This window comes from Rhodoferax sp. LS1R11 (assembly GCF_056521395.1).
Genome location: NZ_JBWMAW010000003.1, coordinates 234,392 through 259,630, shown reverse-complemented (window position 1 = coordinate 259,630; position 25,239 = coordinate 234,392). Strand labels below are relative to the sequence as shown.

Sequence of the window (25,239 nt, the reverse complement as noted above, 5' to 3'; positions counted from 1 at the left end):
AGTGTAAGCGATGTGATTGCTCTGTCAGCCCCCTCTCAGCTCACCCGCTGCCAAAACCACCAGGCTGCCAGCAACATCAGCAGCACCGAGCCGCCGCGCACGACCACACGGGTGTACCAAATCTTGTCCACCAGCGCTTGCGAGAGCAGCACCCAAAGACCCACGGCCAGCAATTGCCCCGCCTCAATGCCTATATTGAAACCCGCCAATGCCCAAGGCAACAAACCATCAGGTGCAGCCGCCTCCAGCAGCAAGCCGGCAAATCCGAATCCGTGCACCAGTCCGAATGCAAGGGCCAGTACATCGGTGCGCAGCCAGGGCACCGGGCGCAAATTCAGCAAGGCGGTGACCGCAATGGACAAGGCAATCACAGGCTCAACCCACGCGGGGGACGCTTGCGTCCAGCCCAGCGTGGCCAGCATCAACGTGATGGAATGGCCGATCGTGAAGGCGGTTACGGTCCGCAACAACGACACCCAGACACCGCTGCTGGCCGATCGTCCAAGCCGCAGGCGCAAGGGCAGTACCAGTGCGAGTAGAAAGGCAAGATGGTCATACCCTTCCAGCAAATGGTGCGTGCCCATGGCCGCGTAGTCCCGCAGGGCCGCCCACCGGTTCGATGATGGCGGGAGCACGGCGCTGACCGCGCCACTGCGCCCTGGTGTCAACACCAGACTGGCGGCGTCTTGTGGCCTGGCCGTGGTCAAGAGGTCTTTACCCGCAAGGCGACCGGCCACCAGCAAGCGGTGGGTGGCGTCCTGCTCCCTGAACAAGGTGTATCGGAAGGCGAGTGGGGTCATTGCGGCGCATTGGGTTTGCGCAGCCAGTCGCAGGTAAGCCCCGTCACCGCGACGCTCGGCACCATGGAACGTCCAATCCAAGTGGCAGGCTGTCGTCGCAGCCTTGCCGCTTGCCGATGGCTCCACAGGCAGGGCAAGTTGGGCCGACTCATTCAAAAGCGACAACACCTGCGGCATGACCGCCCGGGCTTCACCCCAGGTCACCCGTCCGTCAGCGTTGGCATCCAGGGGCAGCACTTGGTCCAGGTCTTTGATGGCAACGGCCAGCGTGAATCGATAGGCGCTTGTCGCCGGTTCAGCCACACTGGCAGGCGGTGCACTGTCGTTCACTTGCTGAACATCCAGGTAGGCGTCGCTGCCCTTGTGGGCCTGCGCCGTGCCTGCACTGAAAAAGACAACGGACATGAGGAAGATCAGGGCACGCATCATTTCGTCACCTTGTTGTCTTTGGAGGCCGGACTTTGCAGCACGGCAGTCAAGCGCAGGTCGTTCAATCCGACGACCTGAATCGCAGCGGTGATCTCCGCCAGTGCCACCGCATCGCTGGCCAGGCGGGCACTCTGGATCGCTACCCACCAGTCCAGCGGCTCACGCTGCAACCGCAGGTTGCTGCGCGCCAGAACCAGCGCACGGTTTGGGTTGTCATCCAGCCAAAGGGCCGTCAGGGCGAGTTCACGACCGTGCAACGCAGGATCGTCGCCCCGGCGAATGAGCTCCGCGGTTCGATCCTGTAACGCCGTGCGTGCGGCAATCCACTGCACGTCACCCAACCGGCGCCAGGCGGTGGCCCGGCGCAGCAGCACCGCGTCCGTTTCAGGCAATTTGGACAAGACCTGAAGCGCCTGGGTAGGCTGCCCGGTACGAAGCAACAAGTCGCTGTAGGCAATGGCGGTGTACAAGTCTGCTTGCAGCTTGAGACTTTTTTGGTAGGCCTGCACCGCGAGGCCATCATGCCCGGCCCGCTCTTGGCTTTCGGCCAACAACGACAAAAACCAGCTGCGCTGCTCTGCCGTCAGGGGCTGGGAGAGCAGGTTATGCAGTCCTTGCAAGGCCAGTTGATGTTCACCCAACAAAGATTGGGTTTCCAGGCGACAGGCGCTGGCATACAAGCCCTGCCCGGCACGCGCTACGGCGACGCAGGCCTCCAGGGCCGGTGTATAGCGGGCCGACAGGCGCTCCAGCGCGGCCAGGTTGAGCCAGCCCTGGGCATGGCCGGGCGCACGCGACAACGCGGCAACAAGAATTTGTCGGGCGGCATCAAACTCGTGCCGACCTTGCTGGACCGTGGCCTGCAAGACGGCCAACTCCGTCTGGGCCGTGGCCTGATCCCACCAGGGGGCCAAAACCGCCTGAGCCCGGCCCCAATAGCGGGTTTCCCCCGTCTGACGGGCCATGGCAATGTCCTGGTGTGCCGCCAGCGCCGCCGCAGCAGGGTCGGCCGTCTTGCGGCTTACCGGGATACGGGCAGGTCGGCTACGTGTGATGGCAGGCAGTACGTCCAGCACATCCTCATCGCGCGCGGGCTCCATGGCGGTCACCGACCATGCGCTGCAATGCAGAAGGAACAGTGCGGCTGCCAGACATTTTGAAATATTTTGCATTTTTTCTCCCGGTGAAACAGCCCGGTCGCCAGTGCTTTACTGATGGCCGGGCCGCACCCAAGGTCTTCAGTCAACAACGACAGCGATCGGATCATCGGCATCGTTTTCTGCCAGCGTCAGCAAATTGACATCGATCTGGTCACCGTTTTCAGACGTGCCTGCAATCAGTTTGCTGATATAGCTGGTCACCGCCGTCACGTTTTGGACCACGCCCGGGATCACAGCATCAGCAGCGCTACCGCCACCGCCCCCACAACCCGCCAGAAGCACCGTGCTGCCCACGGCAGCAAGCACCATTTTCGAAATGCACTTGTTCATGATTTCTCCTTTGGGACGTGGATCAGGAACCCGCGTTGGGCGTGTTCAGGTACGGGAAGGTCGACATGAAAGGCACGGTGGCCTGGTCGACGGCATCATGGATGTTGGCGGAGCTGGCGCCCAAGGGCACGCTCGACGGCTTGCAGGCAGACGTCACGCCAGCTACACCGGGCACGCTATTGAGCTTGAGGGCATCGTTATCGCCATTGATCACACACAAACCGCCCACCATGGCCACCAGTGCGATGTCCACCACGTCATCTTTGGGTCGGCGACCGTTGGGAAAGCCGGCATTGTCGGTACCGCCCGCCAGGGCATTGCCCGCCACACCCAAACGGTTCTGACCCGCAAACGGCACCGGTACCACCGCCGTGTTCAGACGCAGCATTTCAGAGGGCTTGGGATTGACCGCGGGTTTGTTGACACCCGTGATCCCCGTCAGGAACGTGGTCGCCAGGTCCGTGCGCGGCAGGTTGGTCGGGGCCACTGTGGCGCCCAAAACAACGCCCAGCAAAGCGGGCAACGTCGGGTTGGTGACATAGGTCAGAAACTGGGCGTCATCCTTCGGGCTCGATGCATTGAATTTGTCTTTGTCAGGCAGGCCTATGACCACCTCATTGACCAGCGGGTTGCCCAGGCGTGACACCTGCGCCCAGGCCCCACCAGCTTTCTCGGCCTTGTCGTTACCCGCGGTCGGGCTGCCGTTGAGCAGACGACCCTGGCGCAGGCTGGCCGTCGTCCAACCACCGATCACGGGCTCGCCAGAGGCGATCAGGCAGTCTTTGTGAACCTCAAGGGCCAGCGTCGTGATATTGGTCTTTTGGACCGCATGCTTGCCGCCCATGCCAGCCGCATCCTTGTTGGCTGGATCGAGTAAGACCGCAGCCGGTGCATTCACCAAATCAAAAATGGCGCCCAGGTTGACGGCAAAGCCTTCCTGGCGTTGACCCACAAAAACCTTACCCTGGTCTTTGCCAGCCGGGCAGCCGGGGATGGTGACGGTATGAATATGTTGGCCGGCGTAGGTAGCGTAATCGGCAATCGTTTTCATGCCGATGTTGTCCACCGGCTTCTCGAAGGTGGCTCCACCACCCGTTTTGGTCACGGCACTGCTCGTGCCTTTGCGGCGGTCACCACGCACCATGTTGACGGTGTAGGTTTCATTCACGTTCAAATTGGCGTCGTTCAGGGCGCTGACAGCGCCCACCTGAATCAAGGGAATCGGGACACTGGCCGACCCGATGGTCAACGGAATCGACTTGAGTGCATTCTTGAAGCGAAACTGGAAGGTCAGGTCCTCCTTGGCGTCGCCGTTGTTGTCGATGTGAATCTCGTACAGGGCGTTGGGGTCCATCGAGAAGTAGTTGGGACCGCCGTAGGCCGCCTGCAGAGGCTGGTAGTTGGCAAGCAGCGTCACGTAGTCGGAACGACCACCCGTGCCGTTGGACGCAATGCCTTCGTAGCTGCGAAACATATAAAAATCGGTACCGTCAACTTTGGGGCTGGTCGTGATGAAAGGTGCCTCGCGGTGGCTTGACGCCATGGCGCTGCCTGTTGCGACGACCAAAAGGCAAGCCTTGGCCAATTGAGTAAATTTCCTGTTCATGATGCATCTCCGGGTTGGGTTACAGCGAGTGCTGTATGACTGATACGCGGTCAGTTTTGAAATGGATTCAAAATCACACCGCGCGCCAGAAGATGTAGTCAGCCGTGTACTTCACGATCTGTTTCTGATCCAGTGTGGCCGCGCCACACATTGCAGCGGGCGCCACACCGCCTTGCGTGTTCACGCGCTGGATGTAACTCACACCCTGCATCGCGCCCATGCCCATCGCCGGGTTGGCCTTGACCAACTGCAAAGGAATGTTGCCAGCGCCCGCCGGGGCCACAGCCACCTGAGCGCCTGTGACCTTGGAGCCGTCCATGCTTTCCCAAGTCGCAGGGGGACCGTAATACTTGCCCACGCCTTTGCCGTTGCGGTCTTTCAGACCGGCATCGGGCCCGACAAACACCCATTCAAACTGGCCCGCCATGTCTTTTTTGACCCGGCATTGGTAAGTGATATCGCCCGCCGCCATGGTCTCCATCGCCACCACGTGGCCCATGGGAACCTTGACAGCATCCGGCAGCGCAGCTTGAGAAAAAGGCGTCATCATGGAGCCCTTGGTTGCGCAGGCAGACAGAGCGGCGACGGTGACAAGCGCCAAAGTGCTACGAATTTTCATGATCAAGTACTCCTGGATAAACAATAAAAAAAGAAATAAAACGCAAAGTGCGACAAGGCATGAATCCTTTTATTTCGCACCATCCTTCACCGACAGTGACGCCAGATAGGCCACCACATCCAACCGGTCGACCGGCAGTTCGACCCGGTAGCCCATGCCCTGGCCAGGCACCACCGCTTCGGGGTCTTCCAGCCAGGCAAGCAACTTTTCCTGACGCCACACATGGGTGGCTGAAGCCAGTGCGCCGGAGTAGTCGAAACCGGATGCCTTGCCGGCGACCCGCCCGAACACCGTCCCCAATGCCGGGCCGACCCGGTGGCTCTCCAGGCTATGGCAGGCCACGCAGCGCGACTCGAAAATGGCCTGGCCATTGGCCACAGAACCGGTCTGTGCACCCGCGGACATGGCCAACACGAGCAGCAGACCACCCACGGCTCTCATCAGGCACCAAACGACAGTGCGTTGGCAGGCAAGGGGCGGCCCAGCGCATTGATCAAAACGGTGAAGTGCATGGTTTCGTCAGCCGCCAGACGACCTGCGACCTTGGCCAGGTCTTTGTTGCCAAACGCGGGAATGACGCCCAGGTACGCATTGATGGCGCCCAGCTCCAGACGAGCGGCCAAGTCCAGCACATCGCCCTGGTTGCGCAGGGTGTCGGCCTTCAAGGCTTTGGCGTACTCGTCGAGCTTCTTTTCCATCACGGGTGTGCCGCCCAGCTTCTGGATGGTGGCGATCAATGCGTCACGGTGGGCCTTGTGGTCGGCCTGAAAACGCACCGCCACATCCAGCACCCCCTTTTGCAGCAGGCCGCTGCCAGCACCCAGTTGGTAAGCGTTGATGGCTTCATGCTCCAGACCCAATGCCACGTTCAAAATACTCACATCTTTGGACATGTCTCCGCCCATGCCTTGCGCCAGAGCACTTTTGCCAGCCAGCAACGCCACCGCTACGGCAGACAGCGTGCCCGTGCGGCCCATGAAAACACGGCGTGATGAAGCGATGGTGGGCGTGGAGATGATTTGAACAACAGATTTCATGATGATTTCCTTGAAGGTGGTTAACGACTTGAAGCCGTAATCAGAAGAAAAATTCGTCCGACGTTTTGAATACGCAACCAGGGCTGCAACTGGATTCAACTTGACCCTCAAACTTAGTCAGGTACTCAGGGAAAAATCCACTTCGCTTCTCACCGCGTATTCACAGCATCCCAACCCTCCGGCTGTTGTCCCCCAAAAATGATGCTTTTCCTGTTCGCAGACAATATCGTCATGAACTCAGAAACCCCTGACACCGAGCTGATCCTGTTGCTGGATCGCGTGGCCCTGCATGACCCCGCGGCACTCAAAGCCTTGTATGACCGCTGCTCATCCAAACTTTTTGGTCTAGCCATTCGCGTGGTCACCAACCGCGAATGGGCGGAAGACGTGTTGCAGGAAGCTTTTCTCAACATCTGGCGTGCCGCCGGTGACTACCGCGCGTCGCTGAGCCCTCCCATGGCCTGGATGGGCCTGATCGTGCGCAGCCGCGGGCTGGACTTTTTACGCCGCCGCGCCGCAGAACGCACCCACGTCACCCAGGAAATAGACGAAGTTCTGGCCGACACCCTGGAAGGCGACTCGCCTTGCCCCATGGACACCGCCCAGGCCAGCGAGCAGGCGTGGGCTCTGCACCAGTGTTTAGGCCAGCTTGAAAACCGCCAGCGTGAGGTGGTGAGCCTGGCTTATGTGCGCGACCTCAGCCACAGCGAGCTGGCGCAGCAACTCAAGCTACCGCTGGGCACCGTCAAAACGTGGATCCGGCGCGGGCTGGACCAGCTGCGCATGTGCATGGCGCGATTTGCGTAGGCCTGACCCATGAACCTGATCAACAACCCCGACCTGCTCGACCACCTGGCCAGCAGCTATGCCCTGGGCACCTTACGCGGTGGTGCACGCCGCCGTTTCGAAACCCTGGCACGTGAACAGGCGCCGGTGCGGGCAGCCGCCCTCATCTGGCAAACGCGCATGGCCAGCATGAACGAGCTGCAGCCCCAGTCAGCGCCCGCCCCGGCCGTGTGGACCCGCATTGACAATTTGCTTCAAGGTGAACTGGAGGCCCAAACCACGCAGGCCACGCGGCAGGCCGCAGTACTGGCGGCCACCACCAAAACGGGCCTGGGTAGTTGGCTACGCAGCCTCTCCCTGTGGCGCGGAGCCACCGCTGCTGGCGCCCTGGCCACCGTGGTGGCGGTCGTCACGGGCCTGAACCTGCGCACGCAACTGGGAGGCGAAATTGCGCAATTGCAAGCCAAGCTGCTGACCACACCGCAAATTGAATACGTGGCCGTGCTGGCGGACGACAAATCTGCCGCCTCCATGCTGGTCACGTTTGACGCCAAAAGCAAAAAGCTGACCCTGCAGCGCGTCGGCGGTTTCCAGGAAGCCGGGGACCGGTCATTGCAACTATGGGCCTTGCCTCCCGCCGGAGGACCCCGCTCGCTGGGCGTGCTCGGCAGCGACAAACTGTTGCGCCTGACGGCTGCGGAAAGCGATGTGCGTGAAATCCCCACCCTCGCCATCAGCCTGGAGCCCAAAGGCGGCGTCCCGAGCGCGGGCGGCCCCACCGGGCCTGTGCTCTTCAAGGGCGCGTTGATCCAGAAAATGCTGTGATGGAAGGCTGACCTGCAACAAACACGCCTGCCGCGCGAGTACAGGAGGCGTGTGGGTGTATAACCTAGGCCCCTCAGGTCGCAGGCCGCGTTGTCTTCAATGCCGCTTTTGACTCCACCACACCAATCATATGCAGGCGCCACGGGGCGCTACAACATCAAGGAAATTCAGACATGGGCGCGCAATGGAAAGCTAAAGGCAAGGAACTGGCAGCCAATGCCAAGGGCAAACTCTTTGGACGATTGGCCAAAGACATCATGATCGCGGCCCGCAGTGGGGCCGACCCGGCCTCCAATTCGCGCCTGCGCCTGGTGGTTGAGCAGGCCCGCAAGGTCTCCATGCCCAAGGAAACGCTGGACCGTGCCATCAAAAAGGGCGCCGGTCTGACCGGGGAATCCGTCAATTTCGAACACGTGATTTACGAAGGCTTTGCGCCGCACCGTGTGCCTTTGATGGTCGAATGCCTGACCGACAACGTGAACCGCACGGCGCCTGAGATGCGTGTGTTGTTCCGCAAGGGCCAACTCGGCACCTCAGGCTCCGTGTCATGGGACTTCAACCATGTGGGCATGATCGAAGCAGAGCCAGCTGCGGCTGGCGCTGACGCGGAACTGGCGGCTATCGAGGCCGGCGCACAAGACTTTGAACCCGGGGAAGAAGAAGGCACGACCACGTTTCTGACTGACCCGACCGATCTCGACCTGGTGAGCCGCGCGCTGCCCGCCCAAGGCTTCACCGTCCTGTCTGCGAAGCTGGGCTACAAAGCGAAGAACCCGGTGGACCCGGCAAACCTGACACCCGAACAACTGGAAGAAGTGGAAGCTTTCCTCGCGGCCATCGACGGCAACGATGACGTGCAAAACGTATTTGCAGGACTGGCGGGCTAAACCGCCTGTCCACACACGCAGACGGATCAGAACTGCAGGATCAGCGTCTTCAACGGTGGTTGTCCGTCGGTCGAGGGGAAGTCTGCGCCCGGTGCCAGTAGCTGGCAGTCGCGCACAGGCCGCCCCAGCTTGTCAGCGCAGCGCAGCACCTGCTCGCGCCAGTCGGCCATGGCAACCTTGGCCAGGTTGTTGCAGCAGATCAAGACACCCTCGTCGGCCGTCGCGAGAATCGCGGGTTTGAGCAAACTCTGGTAGTCACGCAGCAAATCAACCGTACCGAACGCGCTTTTCGCCCAGGCAGGGGGATCAAGAAACACCAGGTCAAACTGGCGCTGCTGCAGCCGCGGATAGTTCGGAAGTTGGTGGCCGCGACGGCCACCAACCGGCAGGCCGGCCAGTTGGCGGATGGCCGGAAAATAATCAGACTGAATAAACTGCATGACAGGCAGCGTCGGGTTCAGCGCCCCGTTTTCGCGACCTACCGCCAGATTGCCCTCGGCAAAATCCAGATTAACGACCTCGCTTGCGCCACCAGCCGCCGCACTCAAACCGACGCCACAGGTATAGGCAAAGAGATTGAGTACCGACTTCCCGGCACTGTGTTGCTTGACCCAGCCGCGAGCGTTGCGCAAATCGAGAAAAAGCAGCGGGTCTTGTCCTGCATGGCGGCCACGTATGCGGTAGTTAAGCCCCCATTCATGGCCCATCAAATCGGCCAGAGCAGCTGGTTCGGCCTGGTAGACCGGATCGCTTCGATCAACCCGAGAGTTGCCCCGCGAACGGTCGTTGTAGACGAGAAGCAGATCTACATCAAGGGTACGGCCACACTGATCCGCCAATGGCTGCAACTGGTCGGGGGGCAGGCTCTGATGAAAACTCTGCACCAGCAACTGCGGGCCATAACGATCAATGGTCAAGCCCCCTGCACCTTCCTGGCTACCCTGGAACAGGCGATAGCAGTCGGTGCCTTGCTGATGCAAGTCGGACAGCAATGTCCGGCGGTTTTCAAGGGCGGCGCTCAGCGCATGGTCGAAAGAAGTCATGCGCAATGGCTCGTGAAAGGGAAGGCGCGAAGTCTACCAAGGAAACGCAGGCGTCATCCGGCGCTCATCAAGCCTACAGCCTGAAAATGCGCTGCATCGGCATCCATTTTTCGCCAGCAGGTGTCCAGGGCGTAGGGACTTGATAGGTCCACATCAAGGTCTCCCAGCGCACGATGGCCGGACTGGAGCGGGTGGCCTGCGCCATCGCAGTCGCGTCATAGATGGCATCGTCCACATCCATCACCATGAACATCCGCGTGCCCAGGCGGTAGATTTCCATGCCCAGAACACCATTTGACTTGAGGTGCTCGCGCACCTCCGGCCAAATGCTCTCATGCGCTTTTTCATACTCGGCAATGCGCTGGGCATCGTCCACCAAATCCAGTGCGAGTGCGTAACGCATCAGGACAATGCCCGGTCGAGGTGGGTATAGCCACCGTCCACAAACACCCATTGGCCCGTGGTGTGTGACGACGCATCGGATAGCAGAAACACGCACATGCGCGCTATTTCATCTGATGTGGTCATGCGATGGCCCAAAGGGATTTTGGCCGTAATGGCTTTGAGCTTTTCATCGGCGTTGTCAAAGCTGTTGATCCAGCGCTCATACAGCGGCGTCATGACTTCAGCCGGAATCACGGCGTTCACGCGAACACCGTCATTGAGCAAGGCCGCAGCCCACTCCCGGGTCAGAGACAACTGTGCGCCTTTGGAGGCGCAGTAGCCGCTGGTATTGCCCTGCCCGGTGAGGGCGGTCTTGGAAGAAACGTTCACGATCGCCCCTTGGCTCGCTTTGAGATGAGGCACGCAGTAATGGGCCATCACATAGTAGTGAATGAGGTTGCGCTCCAGTGATCCCACGAACGCGTCGCGTCCTGCGTCCAGGCCAACGTTGTCGTTGATGCCTGCGTTGTTCACGAGCCCGTCAATGCGTCCAAACTGATCCATGACTTGCTGCACGGCCACGCCGCACGCCGCCTCATCTGACAATTCGACCTGAACAAAAAGATGCTGTGCAGTCGCGGCTTTGAGTTGCCCGGCAAACTCGGCCGTCATCGCACTTTTGCCGAAAATCACAGGGATCGCACCCTCCTTCGCAAGCGACAGGGAAATGGCGGCCCCGATGCCGCTGGCGCCCCCGGTCACGATGACGACTTTGTCCTTGAGATGCAAATCCATAAAAATTCCTGGTTGGCGTTCAATCGGCCGTGAGCGAAGGGCTCAGGCCATAACAGCGGATGGCATTGCCACTCCAAAAGGCGGACTGCTCCGCCAGCGTCAATGTGGCCTTGGCCCAGGTTTGCGCCAACTCATGCACGGCACCGTAAGTTGCAGCGATTTGACACACCGGCCAGTCTGAGCCAAACATCAAGCGGTCTGGCCCAAATACCGACAACGCATAGTCGAAACAGCCCCATATATTGACTTCATCGGCCGGTGCCAGACCCTGACCTGAAAACCATTGGGTCTCGGTCACCAACCCTGACAGCTTGCACATGACATGGGGCAAGCGGGCAAACCGGCTCATATTGTGGCGCCACTGGAAGGCCACATCGCTGTCCCTCGCCCAGTCTCGAAGTGATGGCTTGCCTGCATGGTCCAGCACCAGCCAATGGGCCGAGTGCCGGGCACACAAATCAATGACCAACGGGAGTTGGTGGTCAAACACCAGCACGTCATAGACCAAACCACGTTTTTGCAAAGCCGCCAATCCCATGTGAACTTCTGGTGCAGCCACCCAGGCAGCCACATCAGGCTCGTCTTGCAAAATATGCCGAAAACCCTTGAGCGTGGCGTCAGTACACCAGGCGTCAAGCTGGCTTTCCAACTCCGGGGAAAGCAGATTGGCCCAGCCGACGACACCCAACACGTGGGGATGTTGCTGCGCAACCAGGAGCAAAAAATCAGTCTCCTGCGCCACACAGCGCGCCTGAACAGCCACCACGCCGTGCACCCCTGCCTCACGCAGTGCATCTTCGCAGTCAACCGGCATGCAGTCGCGCTGCAAAGCAGGCATGCCGTCCGTGATCCAGGGGAACGCTTCGGGACGGTACTGCCAGTAATGCTGATGGGTGTCGATCTTCATGGCGCCATGGCAAGCTACATCACCGCACCGACGGACCAGGGCACAAATTCATTTTGGCCATAGCCGTGAAGCTCACTCTTGCTTTTCCGGCCCGAGGCGGTGGCCAGCACCTGGTCAAAAATACGCTGTCCCATCTCGGCAATCGAACACGTGCCATCAATGATCTCGCCGCAATTGATGTCCATGTCCTCCTCCTGGCGTTGCCACAACGCACTGTTGGTGGCCAGCTTGAGTGATGGCGATGGTGCGCACCCATAGGCGCTGCCGCGTCCGGTCGTGAAACAGATCACATTGGCACCACCGGCCACCTGACCGGTGGCACTGACCGGGTCATAACCCGGGGTATCCATGAAGGTCAAGCCATGGGCCGTCACCTGCTCGGCGTATTCATACACCGCTTCGAGGTTCGTGCTACCGCCTTTGGCCACCGCCCCCAGCGACTTCTCCAAAATGGTCGTCAGCCCACCGGCCTTGTTGCCAGGCGACGGGTTGTTGTTCATTTCGCCATCGTTGATCTGGGTGTAGTGTTCCCACCACTTGATTCGGGCAATGAGTTTTTCACCGACCTCGCGGCTCACCGCACGCCGAGTCAGCAAGTGTTCCGCGCCATAGATCTCCGATGTCTCGCTCAGAATGGCCGTGCCACCGTGGGCCACGAGCAAGTCAACCGCAACGCCCAGCGCCGGGTTGGCACTGATGCCGGAGTACCCGTCCGAGCCACCGCATTGCAGGCCAATGGTGATGTGGGCCGCGCTGCAGGGCACACGTGTCACCGCATTGGCACCTGGGAGCATGGCCCTGATGTGCGCAACGCCTTGTTCAACCGCCTTGCGTGTACCGCCAGCGTCCTGAATATTGAACACGCGCAGGTTTTCACCAGAACTCAGACCTCCGCTGGCCAACAGGGCGCTAATCTGGTTCGCCTCACAGCCCAGCCCAACGACCAGGATGGCCGCGAAGTTGGGATGCGCCGCGTAGCCAGCCAGGGTGCGCTGCAGGATCTGCATGCCCAGGCCGTGACTGTCCATGCCGCATCCGGCGCCATGCGTGAGTGCGACCACGCCATCCACATTGGGAAAGTCAGCCAGCGCGTCAGGGTGGTTTTCCCGGGAAAACTTGTCGGCCATGGCGCGTGCTGCAGTGGCAGAGCAGTTGACACTGGTGAGAATACCGATGTAGTTGCGTGTTGCCACCCGGCCGTCCGGGCGCTTGATGCCCATGAAGGTGGCCTCAACCCGGGCGGCGGCTGGCTTGGCATCTGAGCCGAAGGCATAGTCGCGCGAAAAATCTCCTTTGTCTGGCCCCATGTCCAGGTTATGGGTGTGAACATGTTCACCGGCGGCAATCGGCTTGCTCGCGAACCCGATGATCTGGTTGTAGCGCCGCACCGGCTCGCCCGCAGCCATGTCGCGTGTAGCAACCTTGTGCCCGGCAGGAATCAGGCCCCGGACCTTGACTCCCTCAATCAGGGCGCCGCCCAGCAACTGGGCACGGGCGATCAACACATCGTCGCTAGGATGAAGGCGGATGAAGGGCGTCATGGTTTACCTGGCCGCTATGCAGGTTTGCGTCTGCGTTCCAAGCCCCTCAATACCCAGATGCATTTTTTGCCCGGCACGCAGGTACACCGACGGCTTTTGCCCCATGCCAACACCGGGGGGGGTGCCGGTGGAGATCACATCGCCGGGTTGCAGGCTCATGAAACGGCTCAGGTAGCTGACCAAAAACGCCACCTTGTAGACCATCGTGGCGGTGCTGCCGTTTTGAAAACGCTTGCCATCCACCTCCAACCACATCTTCAGGGCCTGCGGGTCGGGCACTTCATCGGCGGTCACCAGCCAGGGGCCTGTCGGACCGAAGGTGTCGCAACCTTTGCCTTTGTCCCAGGTGCCGCTGCGGTCCAACTGGTATTCACGCTCGGACACGTCATTGACAACACAGTAACCCGCCACGTGCGAAAGCGCATCGGCTTCTTCAATGTAACGCCCGCCCTGGCCAATGACCACGCCCAGCTCCACTTCCCAATCGGTCTTGACCGAACCACGGGGAATTTCCACGTTGTCATCCGGGCCGACGATGGCGCTCGTCCACTTGTTAAACACCACCGGTTCCGGCGGCACCTGCATGCCACTCTCTGCCGCGTGGTCCGAGTAATTCAGGCCAATGCAAATGAACTTGCCCACGCTGCCAACGCAGGGGCCAAGACGCAAATCCTGCTGAGGCACGCCAGCCACCAGAGGCAGGCTGCTCACATCCAGGCCACGCAACGTTGCCAGGCTTGCGGGCAGCAAGGCTGCGCCAGCCACATCGGAAATCACGCCCGACAAATCCCGCACCCGACCTTGGGCATCCAGCACCCCGGGTTTCTCCTGACCTGGCAATCCATAACGTAAAAGTTTCACAGTCTTTTCCTCAAAATTAAAAAAAAAAGGGGCACATCAATCGTAAAGAACCGCCGCGATCTTGGCGTCCTTCATGTTGGACTTGTCATAGTAGTAAAAGCCGGTGTCAATGATCTTGGGCAGCTTCTCGCCCTTGAGCGCTTTCACCGCGGCTTCCACGGTTTTGTAGCCGATGCCCACCGGGTTTTGGGTGATGGCGCCTGCGATGGTGCCATCGTTGATCATGTCCTTCTGGGCCTTGCCGGAGTCAAAACCAATGATGATGACACCGGTCTTTTTGGCTTCCTTCAACCCCTTGCCCGCCCCAATGGCCGACCCTTCGTTGGTGCCAAAGATACCTTTGAGCTTGGGGTGGGCTTGCATGAGGGTCTTGGCAATCTCAGCCGACTTCAGGTGGTCACCGCCGCCGTACTGCACATCAACCACCTTGATCTTGGGGTGCTTGGCCTTCATCTGGTTCAAAAACCCATCACGCCGGTCGGTGCCGGTAGTACTGGTCTGGTCGTGTCCGATGACGGCCACTTCGCCCTCACCGCCCATTTTTTCGGCCATCTTGTCGGCGGCCAGGGCGGCAGCCGCCTTGCTATCGGTCTGCGCGGTGGTCAGGACAATATCGCTGTCTACCCCGGAGTCAAAAGCGATCACGGGAATCTTCGCTGCCTGGGCCTTTTTGAGCAATGGAATGGCCGCCTTGCTGTCCAATGCGGCCAGGCCAATGGCCGCTGGCTTTTTGGCCATGGCGGCAGACAGCATGTCAATCTGCTTGTCCACCTGCTGCTCGGTCTCGGGGCCATCAAACGTGACCTTCACTTTGTAATCTTTGCCAGCCTGTTCAGCCCCCTGCTTCACGGCTTGCCAGAACTGGTGCTGAAAGCCTTTGGAGATCAAGGGGATGTAGATCTCTTGTGCCGAAGCGATGCTGGAAAAACCTGTCAGGGCGAGGCTGGCGGTGAGCACCAGTAGTTTTCTTTTTGCGTTCATGGATTTGTCTCCTGTTGAAAATGAGTCGTCGTCAATGCGACATCAGGCAATACGTCAGTGCAAGTCGTTGGCTTGTGGGTCAGGCAGTCTCCTTACTTGTTTCGGCGCCGCAGGTTGTCGGTGTAGACAGCCAGAATAATGATCAACCCGGTGAGCACCATCTGCCATTCCTGGGCGACCGACATGATGCGCAGGCCGTTGATCAACACACTCATGATGAAAGCCCCAATGATGGTGCCCATGATCGTGCCCACGCCTCCGCTGAGCGAGGTGCCGCCAATGACCACTGCCGCAATGGCGTCCAGCTCGTAACCCTGCCCCAAAGCAGGCTGGGCCGAGTTCAGCCGCGAGGCAATCAACAAGCCCGCAATGCCGCAAATGCCACCGCTGAACGAATAGATGATGACTTTCCAGCGGTCTACATTCACACCCGACAGGCGCACGGCTTCTTCATTGCTGCCCAGGGCAAAGGTGTATCGGCCCAGCGCCGTTTTATTCAGGATCACGGCGCACACCACCGCCACCAGAAACATGATGAGGACGCCGTTGGGAATCGGCAAGGCAGGGATGAGATCACCCATGACGGAGCCCAGCGCAATCTGGTCGAACCCCTCAATGTCGTTGAAGTAGATGGGCCGGGTGCTGGTGATGATGAGCGACAGGCCTTTGAGCAGCATCATCATGCCCAGCGTCGCAATGAAGGGCGGCACCTTGAGCTTGGTGATCGCCAGGCCGGACAGGCACCCCGTCAACGCCCCCATGGCCAGGGCACACAAAATCCCCAAAGGCAGCGGCATGCCCATTTTTACCAAAAACACGCCTGCCATCACCGCGCAAAACGTCATCAGCACGCCCACCGACAAATCAATCCCCGAGGTAATGATGATGAAGGTGCTGGCAATGGCCAGCACGCCAATCACCGTGGTGGACTGCAGGATGCCGATGATGTTGTCCTGCGTCATGAAGGCGTCCGGCTTGAGTGCCGTGAAGATCATGATCAAGACAATCAGGCTGGCGAATGCCAGCAGCTTTTGCCTGGCCTGCCCGCCGGTCAGACGCGCCAGCCAGGACGGGGAAGAAGTGGATTGGGACATGGGGATACCTTGGTTTTTTTGGAATTCAGCACGCCACCGGGGCGGGCTCGCCTTCGCGACGGGTGGCAAGCGCCATCAGGCTTTCCTGCGTGGCGCGGTCACCCCGCACTTCACCCGTGATGCGGCCTTCGCACATCACCAGAATGCGGTGGCTCAGTAACAACACCTCGGGCAGCTCGGACGAAATCACCACAATCGCACGGCCCTGTGCGGCCAGGTCATTGAGCAGCTTGTAAATCTCGCTCTTGGCGCCCACATCGATGCCCCGCGTGGGTTCGTCAAAAATCAACACTTCGCAGTCTTGCACCAGCCATTTGGCGATCACCACCTTTTGCTGGTTGCCCCCTGACAGCAGCCGCGCCGTCTGCGTGAGCGATGGAGTTTTGATGCGCAGTTTGTCCACCATCTGCCGCGACACCTCGCGGATGGCGGCCTGATTCAGGAAGACACCCCACTTCAGCCAACGCTTGAGGCTGGGCAAGGTGATGTTGGACGCCACATCCATGCCCGTGGCAAGGCCAAAATGCTTGCGGTCTTCCGACAAATAGCCAATGCCCGCTTGGACGGCGTCCTGTGGGGAGGTAAGCCGGATGGTCTTGCCGCGCACACGCACCTCACCGGACTCGATCGGGTCAGCGCCGAAGACGGCGCGTGCCACCTCCGTACGCCCCGCGCCCATCAAGCCGGCAAAGCCAACGATCTCGCCACTGCGCACGGTGAAGCTCACGTCCCGAATGGTTCGGCCGCGGTTCAAGCCACGCACATCCAGCAGCACCTCGTTGGCAGCGGTGTCGGGAATTCTTTTTTCAGTCGGATCCAGATTGCGCCCCACCATCATGGCAATCACCCGCTGCATGGGGGTGTTGGCCGGCACGGTATCAATCGTACTGCCGTCGCGCATGATGGTGATCCGGTCAGCGATGCGCTGAATCTCGTCCATCTTGTGGGAGATGTAAACGATACCTACTCCTTCGCTTTTGAGCTGGCGGATGATGCGAAACAACTCGTCAATCTCGGCATTGTTCAGCGCAGCCGTCGGCTCATCCATGATCAACACGCGCGACTTGAAGGACAAGGCCTTGGCAATTTCAACCATCTGCTGGCGCGCCACCGTCAGCGCGCCAATGGCCGTGGCGGGGTCCAGCACCAGGTTCATGCGGTCAAACAACACCTGCGTGTCCCGGTTGAGGCGATCTTCATCCAGAAATAGGCCCCAACGGTCCCGCGGTTCGCGGCCCAGGAAAATATTTTGCGCAGCGGTCAGGTGATTCATCAGGTTGAGTTCCTGATGGATGATGCCAATGGCCAGGCTTTGGGCATGGGCCGGGCTGTCAATCTCCACCACCTGGCCATCCAGCTTGACCTCGCCTTCGTCCTTGCGGTAGACCCCCGCCAGAATTTTCATCAACGTGGACTTGCCTGCCCCGTTCTCCCCCATCAGGGCGTGTACCTCGCCCGCGCGCAGGTCAAAGCGCACCTTGTCCAGCGCACGCACGCCGGGAAACGACTTGCTGAGGTTGTGGATGGAAACGAGTGATGCCACGGTCATGCCCTGAGTAAAAGCTGTCGACTCAAATGGTGACGCCACCGTCCACCAGCAGCGTCTGGCCGGTGACGAAGCGGGACTCATCGCTGGCCAGAAACACCACCATGGGCGTGATGTCATCCACCACCGCCAGGCGCCCCATGGGCTGGCGGGCGATGAAGTCTTTTTCGGCCTGTACCGGATTCGGGTCGCTGATAATCCGCCCGCGCAGGGACGGCGTGTCCACGGTCCCCGGACACAAGGCATTGGCTCGCAAGCCAGCCTTGACGTAGTCCGCCGCCAAGGATTTGGTCAGGCCGATGACTGCCGCCTTGGTCGCCCCATAGGCGCAGCGGTTGGCAAACCCCTTGATGCTCGACGCCATGGACGCCATGTTGATCACGGACACCGACGCGCCCTGTGTCTGCGCTTTCGCCAGCATGGCGGGCAGAAAGGCGCGCGTCATGCGGAACATGCTTTTCACATTCAACTCAAAGCTGTTGTCCCAATCGGCCTCGCTGCCATCCAGCACACTGCCACTGGACACCATGCCCGCGCAGTTGAACAACACATCCAACGCGGGCAAACTCGCGGCGAGTTGCTGCACTGCCGCGTCATCACGCACATCCAGCAACGCCACTTGAATGCTTGAAGACTCTGCAGCCAGAGTGTCCAGGAGCGACTGCTGAATGTCCGTGGCAATGACGCGGGCGCCTTCTGCGGCGCAGGCCAATGCGCTGGCGCGGCCAATGCCCTGGCCCGCCGCGGTGATGAGCATTGTTTTACCTTCCAGACGACCTTGACGCATGTTCTGCACTCCCATCAATTAATTCACAAATGAATAAGTTATTCATATATGGTTTAAATATACGAGTGTTTGTACAATGTGAACCTAGTGCTTTCCCTAGGATGAGACCGCTCTGTTATAAAAAGCTCAACCCCTGCCCACGACCCGCCCCATGCAAGACACAGCTCCCAAACCCCGCGGCCGTCGCCCCAAAAGCAGCGACACCCCCGACGCATTGACCGCCACCGACGACCGTTACCGCGCACCCGCGCTGGACAAGGGTCTGGACATCCTGGAACTGCTGGCCGCCCAGCCACAAGGACTCACCCGCGCGGAGATCGTGAAAGAAATGGACCGCAGCGCCAATGAGATCTACCGCATGCTCGAGCGCCTGGTCGCACGGCAATACGTGATGCGCAATGCCTCGGGCGACCGCTACGCGCTGAGCCTGAAGCTGTTTGCCCTGGCGCACATGCACCCGCCCTTGAGCCGCCTGATCAACCAGGCCCTGCCCATCATGGATGACTTCGCGCGCAAAGCCGAACAAGCCTGCCACATGGGGGTTTATGACCGTGGCAATGTCCTGATCAGCGCCCAGGTCAACGCCCCGCGCGGATGGAGCTTTTCATTGCAGCGCGGTGCCCGCGTGGGGCTGCTGGACACCGCCTCCGGCCATGTCTTGCTCGCGTTTTGTGATGAAGGAAGCCTGCAACGCATGCGTGCAGAACACATACCGCTCGATGGCGAGGTGCCCATCACCGAAGACGCCCTGGCCCAGACGCTGGCCGACATCCGCACCCGCGGCTACCTGGAGCGCGACAGCGCGCAGACGTTTGGCGTGGTAGACATCTCCTTCCCGATTTTGGGGCCCGACGACACCGCGTTGGCGGTCCTCACGTGTCCGTATATGCGGCGCATCGACCGGCACGCTGTACCTGAATTGGGCCGTGTGCGCGATTTTCTGCAACACGCAGCACAAGCGCTGTCGCTCACGCAAGGCACGCAGCGCCATCGCACCTGAGTCGCGCTGCTTCAATCAACTGAGTAATGAGTAGCGTGAGGCACGCTCCTGCTGCGTGAAATTGCTACTTATTTAATAGCTACTACCGCACGCTCAACAAGGGCTACAGGCCAAAAACACCTAAAAATGTTCAGCGAGAAACCGTTGGTCAGCCATACAGAACCAAACCTGCAGCAGGTTCAACCACGATGACAAACACCCCAGCCTACGCCCTCTTCGCCACGCCCATCGGTCATTGCGGCATCGCCTGGGGCGAACGCGGGGTGACCGGCGTACAGCTGCCCGAGCAGAACGAGGCGGCTACACGTGAGCGCATGGCGCGCAGGTTTCCACGGTGTAGCGAAAGCATTGCGCCATTCCCGGTGCAAAACGCCATCCGCGCGGTTGTGGCTTTGCTGAGTGGTGCGCCCACGGACGCGCGGGCGGATTCTCGGCCAATGGCGGCGTTTCGACCAAGCTGCGTTTGCTGCTGATTGAACGCGCACACTTTAACGGACCGGGGCTGTTTGATGATATTGACAGCTGAGACGGTGTCACTTAAATAGCGCGGACTCGCTCCTGCATGTCACGGTGCTGACACAGGAGGCCACTATCGTTGTCGCAGCCACGGGGCCTGACCCAGTCGTCCCTCTGCTTTCAACGTCGGCCTCAACACAGAAAATTTCTCATCGTGAAAATCAAACATCTCATTCTCGCCGTCGCTGCAACCTGCTGCGTCTCCGCGCAAGCGGCCTCCCCCTTCAGCCTGAGCAACTATTCAGTTGCGGCCACTTACTCGCTCGACCTACTCGGCGGCACCACAGGCGGAATTTCAGGCCTGGAAGCCTCGGCGGTGACCTACGCCAAAGATCGCATGGACCCGCTTACCGGAAAGCTCGGAACGCTGTTCTTTGTGGGCGATGAAGGCACGGGCGTAGTGGAGATTTCACGTACTGGTCAGACACTTGGCACCATGAGCTTCAACTGGGCCAGCACCGGCAGTACCAAACACGACACAGAAGGATTGACCTACCTCGGCGGTGGTGTGCTGGTTGTTGGTGAAGAGCGGTTGCAAGATGCCTACAGCTTCAACTATGTGGCCGGTGGCACGGCCAACCTGGCAAACAAGGCCGTGTCAATCAGCAATACCAATGTCGGTAACAGCGGCATGGAAGGCATCAGCTATGACCCACGCAATGGCGGCAGCTTCGTGACCGTCAAGCAAGAAAATCCGCAAAACATCCTGGCTGGTACGCTCAGCTTCGCCGCCGGAACGAGCGGCGTGGCTACCATGGCGGCCTTGTTCGACCCCAATGTGAAATTGGGCCTGACCACTCTCTCTGACGTGCAGACCCTGTCGCCGGTTGACGCCTTGTCGGGAACGTCCGCCGCGGACAATTTGCTGGTGTTGAGCCTGGGCTCACGCCAACTGCTGGAAGTCGATCGCCTTGGCAACATCAAGAGCAGCTTTGACCTGGCCAGCGTCATGCCTGCCAACGGCATCGAAGGCGTGACCATCGACGAAAAAGGCACCATCTACATCGTCGCCGAGCAATACCAGCCCGCAAATGGCACGGTTGATGTCACGGCCCGCTCACAGCTCATTGTCCTGACTGCGCCCGTGCCGGAACCAGAAACCTACGCCATGCTGTTGGCCGGTCTTGGCCTGGTGGGCGCCATCGCACGTCGACGCAAAGCACAACAAACCTGAACGCCTAAGCCCCATACCCGCAATTAATTTCAACGGCTCACCACCAGATTTCAAACTGCGCACGCCAGGCTGCCCGTAACATGCAGGCTCCAACAAGGAGACCTGCGTGCCTGTAATCACCAACATTGAAGACCTGCGCGTTCTGGCGCAAAAGCGTGTGCCCCGCATGTTCTACGACTACGCCGATTCCGGCTCGTGGACCGAAGGCACCTACCGCGCCAACGCCGAGGATTTCCAGAAAATCAAGCTGCGCCAGCGCGTGGCGGTGAACATGGACAATCGCAGCACAGCCACCCAAATGGTGGGCATTGACGTGAAAATGCCCCTGGCCATTGCCCCGGTCGGCCTGACCGGCATGCAGCATGCCGATGGCGAAATCCACGCGGCCAGGGCGGCTGAAAAATTCGGCATTCCCTTCACCCTGTCCACCATGAGCATCTGCTCGATTGAGGACATCGCCGCCAACACCAGCGCGCCGTTCTGGTTCCAGCTCTACATGATGCGCGACCGCGAGGCCATGGCCGCCATGATCGAACGGGCCCGCGTGGCGCGCTGCAGTGCACTGGTGCTCACGCTCGACTTGCAGGTGATTGGCCAGCGCCACAAGGACCTGAAAAACGGCCTGACGGCCCCGCCCAAACCCACCCTCGCCAACATCATCAACCTGATGACCAAACCACGCTGGTGCCTGGGCATGCTGGGCACACGCCGGCACACCTTTGGCAACCTGGTCGGGCATGTCAAGGAGGTCAGCGACATGAACTCACTTGCAGCCTGGACCAACGAACAGTTCGATCCCCGCCTCACCTGGCCCGACGTGGAATGGGTCAAGCAACAATGGGGGGGCAAGTTGATCCTCAAGGGTATTCAGGACGTGGAAGACGCGAAGCTGGCCGTGGCCAGCGGCGCGGATGCCATCGTCGTCAGCAACCACGGCGGGCGCCAGCTTGACGGGGCACAAAGCAGCATCGGGGCCTTGCCCGCTATTGTGGACGCCGTCGGCGGCCAGATTGAAATCCACATGGACGGCGGCATCCGCAGCGGGCAGGATGTTCTCAAGGCCCGCGCCCTGGGCGCCACCGGCTGCTACATTGGCCGCGCCATGATCTACGGCCTGGGCGCCATGGGCGAGGCAGGCGTGACCAAAGCACTGCAGATCATCCACAAGGAGCTGGACATCACCATGGCTTTTTGCGGCCACACCAACATCAACACCGTGGACAAAAGCATTTTGCTGCCGGGCACCTACCCGGTGTGAGCAGGGCCGGTGTCCGCGGCTGCCGGGCCCCTTACAGCAGCTGCGTGCACAGCTTGAAGTCAGCGTCTTCCGCGAACGACTTGACCGTAAAGCCCAGGCCGCGCATCAGCTTGAGCATGTTGGGGTTGTTGGCCAGTACCAGGCCCTCAATCTCGGTCAGGCCTTTCTCGCGGGCAAAGTCCATGATGGACAACATCAGGCGCGAGCCCAGGCCCTGGCCCCCAAAGTCGTCCGCCACCACCAGAGAGAACTCGCAGCTGGTGCGGTCCGGGTTGGTGATGTAGCGCGACACACCCACCACGCGCGCCACCTCGGTGGTGTTACCGTCAGCACCCACACATTTTTCACGGACGATAGCCACCAGGGCCATCTCGCGGTCATAGTCAATCAGTGTGAAGCGCGACAGCATGGTGGCGGGCAACTCCTGCATGCTGGAGACGAAACGGAAGTAGCGGCTCTCGGTCGAGAGCTGACGCACAAACTCCTGCAGCATGCTGGCGTCATCCGGGTGGATGGGACGCACCGTGTATTCGCCACCACCCCGCAAGGGCCACTGCTGTTCATGCTGCGAGGGATAGGGCAGGATGGCCAGGTGGTTGTAATTGCGCGCTGAAGGCGGTGCGTTTTCAACCACGATGCGCGCATCCACGGCCAGCGCACCTGACTCGTCCACGATGATGGGGTTGATGTCCATCTCGCGCAACTGGGGCAGCTCGCACACCATCTCGGACACCCGCAGCAGCACCTGCTCCAGCGAGGCCATGTCCACCGGCGCCGCGCCGCGCCACGCACCCAGCGTTTCGGCCACGCGGGAGCGCTCAATCAGGCGCCGCGCCAGAAACTGGTTCAAGGGCGGCAACTCCATGGCACGGTCGTTGATGAGTTCAATCATCGTGCCACCCGCACCAAAAGCAATGACGGGCCCGAACGGGTCATCGGTCACCAGGCCGATGTAGATTTCGCGTCCGCGCTTCTGGCTCGACATGTTCTGGACGGTCACGCCATTGATGCGCGCGCCGGGCTGCAGCCTGGCCACCGCCTGCATCATGTCCAGGTAGGTATCACGCACGCCCACGGCATTGAGAATGTTCAGCGCCACGCCCTGCACGTCAGACTTGTGGCTGATGTCGGGCGAGTCAATCTTGAGCGCCACCGGAAACCCGAGCTGGGTCGCAATCATGATGGCTTCATTCACGTTGCGCGCCAGGATGGTCTTGGTCACGGGAATGTGAAACGCGGCCAGCAGCGCTTTGGACTCCATCTCGGTCAGCACCTTGCGGCGCTCGGCCAGCACGCTCTCAATCAGCATGCGTGCCCCTTCCACGTCGGGCTTGGCCAGGTCCGACAACGGCGGGGGCGTTTGCTGCAGCAACTGCTGGTTTTGGTAGAAGGAGGCAATGTTGCCAAACGCACCCACGGCCGCCTCGGGCGTGCGAAAGGTGGGAATGGCGGCCTCGTTCAACAGCAGCCGCGCCTCGCCCACCGTGGCATCACCCATCAGGCAGGTCAGCAAGGGCTTGCCCAGCTGCTTGTTGCACGCCACCAGCGCGGCAGCAATGGTGGCACTGTCCACCCCGATCTTGGGGGAGTGAATGACCAACACGCCATCGACCTGGCGCGCCTTGCCGGCGGCTTCCACGGCTGCCTTGAAGTGCTCGGGACCCGCGTCTTCGGACACATCAATCAAATCCACCAGCGAGGCCAAAGGCGGCAACAGGGGTTTGAGTGCCTTCATCTGATCGGGATCCAGGCACGCCAGCTGCAAATTGATTTCACTCACCCAGTCCGCCGCCAGCACACCCGGGCCACCGCCGTTGGTCACAATCGCCAGGCGGCGCCCCACCGGCCGGTAGCGCGAGGCCAGGCATTTGGCCGCTGAGAACAGTTGCACAAACGAGCGCACCCGCACCGCACCGGCGCGGCGCAAGGCGGCGTCAAACACATCGTCGCTGCCGACAATGGCACCGGAATGCGTCAGCGCCGCCCGGTTGCCTGCTGTTTTGCGCCCGGCCTTGAGCACCACCACCGGCTTGGCGTTGGCCGCGGCGCGCAGCGCGCTCATGAAACGGCGCGCGCTGCTGATGCCTTCCAGATACACCACGATGCTGTGGGTTTGCGCGTCCGACGCCAGAAAATCCAGCACCTGGGCCATGTCCACTGCGGTATTGGGGCCCAGCGACACGACAGTCGAAAAGCCCACACCATTCTTTTGTGCCCAATCCAGAATGGACGCGGTCAGCGCGCCCGACTGGGAGACCAATGCCAGCGGACCCGGTGCACACATGGTGCCTGCCACACTGGCGTTGAGCTGCAAAAAAGGGCGCTGAAAGCCCAGGCAATTGGGGCCCAGCAGATGAATGCCATCGCGCCGCGCAATCTTGTGCAACTCGGCCGCGTGGCTGGCATCGATGCCGCTGGAAATCACCAGCGCCGCCCGGCACTTGATGCGCCCCGCAATCTCCAGTGCGGTGGCCACTTCGGCCGCCGGTACCGCGATGATGGCGAGGTCGGCCTGCGCCTGGGCCAGGTCGGCCAGCGTGCCCATGGTGTGGATGTCCAGAAAAGCCAGGGTGCCGGCAAAACGCTGCTCCACCAGGGAGCGGTGCAAGGCCTGGGCCTGCGGTGTCTGCGTGGCCGGGTCGTCCGCCTTGCCCGCGAACACCACGATCGACTGGGGTGAAAACAAGGGCGTCAGAAAGTGCTTGTCCATGGGGCATCCAATGGGAAAAATGTTGCTGCAAAGCAGCATAACCAGTTTGAGTCGGTCGAGGCTTGACCTGGATCATGACGGGTTCGGGCTATCCTTGCCTCATGCAAACAAAATTCGTTGGCTGAATGCCGCCAACCCGCCGATGACGTGAAACCCCAGCCCC

General features: G+C 60.6%; 24 protein-coding genes and 2 pseudogenes. 8 read left to right on the top strand and 18 right to left on the bottom strand.

What is annotated here, in order from left to right; all coding sequences use genetic code 11:
• Positions 1 to 35 precede the first annotated feature (35 nt).
• The 7 genes from AC097N_RS05925 to AC097N_RS05895 form a co-directional block, all read right to left on the bottom strand.
• A complete protein-coding gene (locus tag AC097N_RS05925; protein WP_479579837.1) occupies positions 36 to 1,229 on the bottom strand; it encodes a HupE/UreJ family protein in 1,194 nt (397 codons plus the stop codon).
• Positions 1,226 to 2,401 (bottom strand): hypothetical protein, encoded by a 1,176-nt coding sequence (locus AC097N_RS05920; protein WP_479579833.1) that lies wholly within the window; start codon positions 2,399 to 2,401, stop codon positions 1,226 to 1,228. The genes AC097N_RS05925 and AC097N_RS05920 overlap by 4 nt, the downstream gene beginning before the upstream one ends.
• A gap of 66 nt (positions 2,402 to 2,467) precedes the next feature.
• Complete coding sequence (locus AC097N_RS05915; RefSeq protein WP_479579831.1) at positions 2,468 to 2,719, bottom strand: hypothetical protein; 252 nt, start codon at positions 2,717 to 2,719, stop codon at positions 2,468 to 2,470.
• 22 nt (positions 2,720 to 2,741) lie between these two features.
• A complete protein-coding gene (locus AC097N_RS05910; RefSeq protein ID WP_479579829.1) occupies positions 2,742 to 4,325 on the bottom strand; it encodes a DUF4331 domain-containing protein in 1,584 nt (527 codons plus the stop codon).
• A gap of 73 nt (positions 4,326 to 4,398) precedes the next feature.
• Positions 4,399 to 4,944 (bottom strand): DUF3455 domain-containing protein, encoded by a 546-nt coding sequence (locus AC097N_RS05905; RefSeq protein WP_479579827.1) that lies wholly within the window; start codon positions 4,942 to 4,944, stop codon positions 4,399 to 4,401.
• A gap of 69 nt (positions 4,945 to 5,013) precedes the next feature.
• Entirely contained in the window at positions 5,014 to 5,385 is a 372-nt protein-coding gene (locus AC097N_RS05900; RefSeq protein ID WP_479579824.1) for a c-type cytochrome, read from the bottom strand.
• The gene (locus AC097N_RS05895) at positions 5,385 to 5,981 is read right to left on the bottom strand and encodes a ferritin-like domain-containing protein (protein WP_479579822.1); all 597 of its coding nucleotides are present in this window, start codon (positions 5,979 to 5,981) and stop codon (positions 5,385 to 5,387) included. Before AC097N_RS05895 ends, AC097N_RS05900 begins: the two co-directional genes overlap by 1 nt.
• Before the next feature lie 231 nt (positions 5,982 to 6,212).
• Between AC097N_RS05895 and AC097N_RS05890 the strand changes: the two genes are divergently transcribed.
• From AC097N_RS05890 to AC097N_RS05880, 3 genes are all read left to right on the top strand, one after another.
• Positions 6,213 to 6,788: an RNA polymerase sigma factor gene (locus AC097N_RS05890; RefSeq protein WP_479579820.1), complete on the top strand. Its 576-nt coding sequence runs from the start codon at positions 6,213 to 6,215 to the stop codon at positions 6,786 to 6,788.
• Positions 6,789 to 6,797: 9 nt separating this feature from the next.
• The gene (locus AC097N_RS05885; protein WP_479579818.1) at positions 6,798 to 7,592 is read left to right on the top strand and encodes an anti-sigma factor; all 795 of its coding nucleotides are present in this window, start codon (positions 6,798 to 6,800) and stop codon (positions 7,590 to 7,592) included.
• Between the two features lie 173 nt (positions 7,593 to 7,765).
• Positions 7,766 to 8,479 (top strand): YebC/PmpR family DNA-binding transcriptional regulator, encoded by a 714-nt coding sequence (locus tag AC097N_RS05880; RefSeq protein WP_479579816.1) that lies wholly within the window; start codon positions 7,766 to 7,768, stop codon positions 8,477 to 8,479.
• Between the two features lie 26 nt (positions 8,480 to 8,505).
• Here AC097N_RS05880 and AC097N_RS05875 read toward each other — a convergent pair whose 3' ends face one another.
• From AC097N_RS05875 to AC097N_RS05830, 10 genes are all read right to left on the bottom strand, one after another.
• Positions 8,506 to 9,522, bottom strand: a complete 1,017-nt coding sequence (locus AC097N_RS05875; protein WP_479579814.1) for a class I SAM-dependent rRNA methyltransferase — start codon at positions 9,520 to 9,522, stop codon at positions 8,506 to 8,508.
• Between the two features lie 73 nt (positions 9,523 to 9,595).
• A complete protein-coding gene (locus AC097N_RS05870; protein ID WP_479579813.1) occupies positions 9,596 to 9,925 on the bottom strand; it encodes an L-rhamnose mutarotase in 330 nt (109 codons plus the stop codon).
• Positions 9,925 to 10,701 (bottom strand): SDR family oxidoreductase, encoded by a 777-nt coding sequence (locus AC097N_RS05865; protein WP_479579811.1) that lies wholly within the window; start codon positions 10,699 to 10,701, stop codon positions 9,925 to 9,927. Before AC097N_RS05865 ends, AC097N_RS05870 begins: the two co-directional genes overlap by 1 nt.
• A 19-nt stretch (positions 10,702 to 10,720) precedes the next feature.
• Positions 10,721 to 11,608, bottom strand: a complete 888-nt coding sequence (locus AC097N_RS05860) for an L-fucono-1,5-lactonase (RefSeq protein ID WP_479579810.1) — start codon at positions 11,606 to 11,608, stop codon at positions 10,721 to 10,723.
• 14 nt (positions 11,609 to 11,622) lie between these two features.
• Positions 11,623 to 13,149 carry a UxaA family hydrolase gene (locus AC097N_RS05855; RefSeq protein ID WP_479579808.1) on the bottom strand — a complete coding sequence of 509 codons (1,527 nt, stop codon included), beginning with the start codon at positions 13,147 to 13,149 and terminating at the stop codon, positions 11,623 to 11,625.
• A 3-nt stretch (positions 13,150 to 13,152) separates the two neighbouring features.
• Complete coding sequence (locus AC097N_RS05850; protein ID WP_479579807.1) at positions 13,153 to 14,010, bottom strand: fumarylacetoacetate hydrolase family protein; 858 nt, start codon at positions 14,008 to 14,010, stop codon at positions 13,153 to 13,155.
• Between the two features lie 36 nt (positions 14,011 to 14,046).
• A complete protein-coding gene (locus AC097N_RS05845) occupies positions 14,047 to 14,991 on the bottom strand; it encodes a substrate-binding domain-containing protein (protein WP_479579806.1) in 945 nt (314 codons plus the stop codon).
• 92 nt (positions 14,992 to 15,083) lie between these two features.
• Positions 15,084 to 16,085: an ABC transporter permease gene (locus AC097N_RS05840; RefSeq protein ID WP_479579804.1), complete on the bottom strand. Its 1,002-nt coding sequence runs from the start codon at positions 16,083 to 16,085 to the stop codon at positions 15,084 to 15,086.
• A gap of 25 nt (positions 16,086 to 16,110) precedes the next feature.
• The gene (locus AC097N_RS05835) at positions 16,111 to 17,628 is read right to left on the bottom strand and encodes a sugar ABC transporter ATP-binding protein (RefSeq protein WP_479579803.1); all 1,518 of its coding nucleotides are present in this window, start codon (positions 17,626 to 17,628) and stop codon (positions 16,111 to 16,113) included.
• 28 nt (positions 17,629 to 17,656) lie between these two features.
• The gene (locus AC097N_RS05830) at positions 17,657 to 18,418 is read right to left on the bottom strand and encodes an SDR family oxidoreductase (RefSeq protein WP_479579802.1); all 762 of its coding nucleotides are present in this window, start codon (positions 18,416 to 18,418) and stop codon (positions 17,657 to 17,659) included.
• Between the two features lie 151 nt (positions 18,419 to 18,569).
• On the opposite strand from AC097N_RS05830, the gene AC097N_RS05825 reads away from it, so the two are divergent.
• The 5 genes and pseudogenes from AC097N_RS05825 to AC097N_RS05805 all read left to right on the top strand — a co-directional run bounded on the left by AC097N_RS05825 (position 18,570) and on the right by AC097N_RS05805 (position 22,366).
• The gene (locus AC097N_RS05825) at positions 18,570 to 19,418 is read left to right on the top strand and encodes an IclR family transcriptional regulator (protein WP_479579801.1); all 849 of its coding nucleotides are present in this window, start codon (positions 18,570 to 18,572) and stop codon (positions 19,416 to 19,418) included.
• 188 nt (positions 19,419 to 19,606) lie between these two features.
• A complete protein-coding gene (locus tag AC097N_RS05820) occupies positions 19,607 to 19,891 on the top strand; it encodes a hypothetical protein (RefSeq protein ID WP_479579799.1) in 285 nt (94 codons plus the stop codon).
• Between the two features lie 197 nt (positions 19,892 to 20,088).
• Positions 20,089 to 20,937: pseudogene (locus AC097N_RS05815) on the top strand (SdiA-regulated domain-containing protein); the annotation flags it as partial.
• Positions 20,938 to 21,000: 63 nt separating this feature from the next.
• A pseudogene (locus tag AC097N_RS05810) lies at positions 21,001 to 21,108 on the top strand (FxDxF family PEP-CTERM protein); the annotation flags it as partial.
• Between the two features lie 106 nt (positions 21,109 to 21,214).
• Entirely contained in the window at positions 21,215 to 22,366 is a 1,152-nt protein-coding gene (locus tag AC097N_RS05805) for an alpha-hydroxy acid oxidase (RefSeq protein ID WP_479579797.1), read from the top strand.
• A gap of 31 nt (positions 22,367 to 22,397) precedes the next feature.
• Here the strand turns inward: AC097N_RS05805 and AC097N_RS05800 are convergent, their stop codons facing one another.
• The gene (locus AC097N_RS05800; RefSeq protein ID WP_479579796.1) at positions 22,398 to 25,076 is read right to left on the bottom strand and encodes a bifunctional acetate--CoA ligase family protein/GNAT family N-acetyltransferase; all 2,679 of its coding nucleotides are present in this window, start codon (positions 25,074 to 25,076) and stop codon (positions 22,398 to 22,400) included.
• Between the last annotated feature and the right edge of the window lie 163 nt (positions 25,077 to 25,239).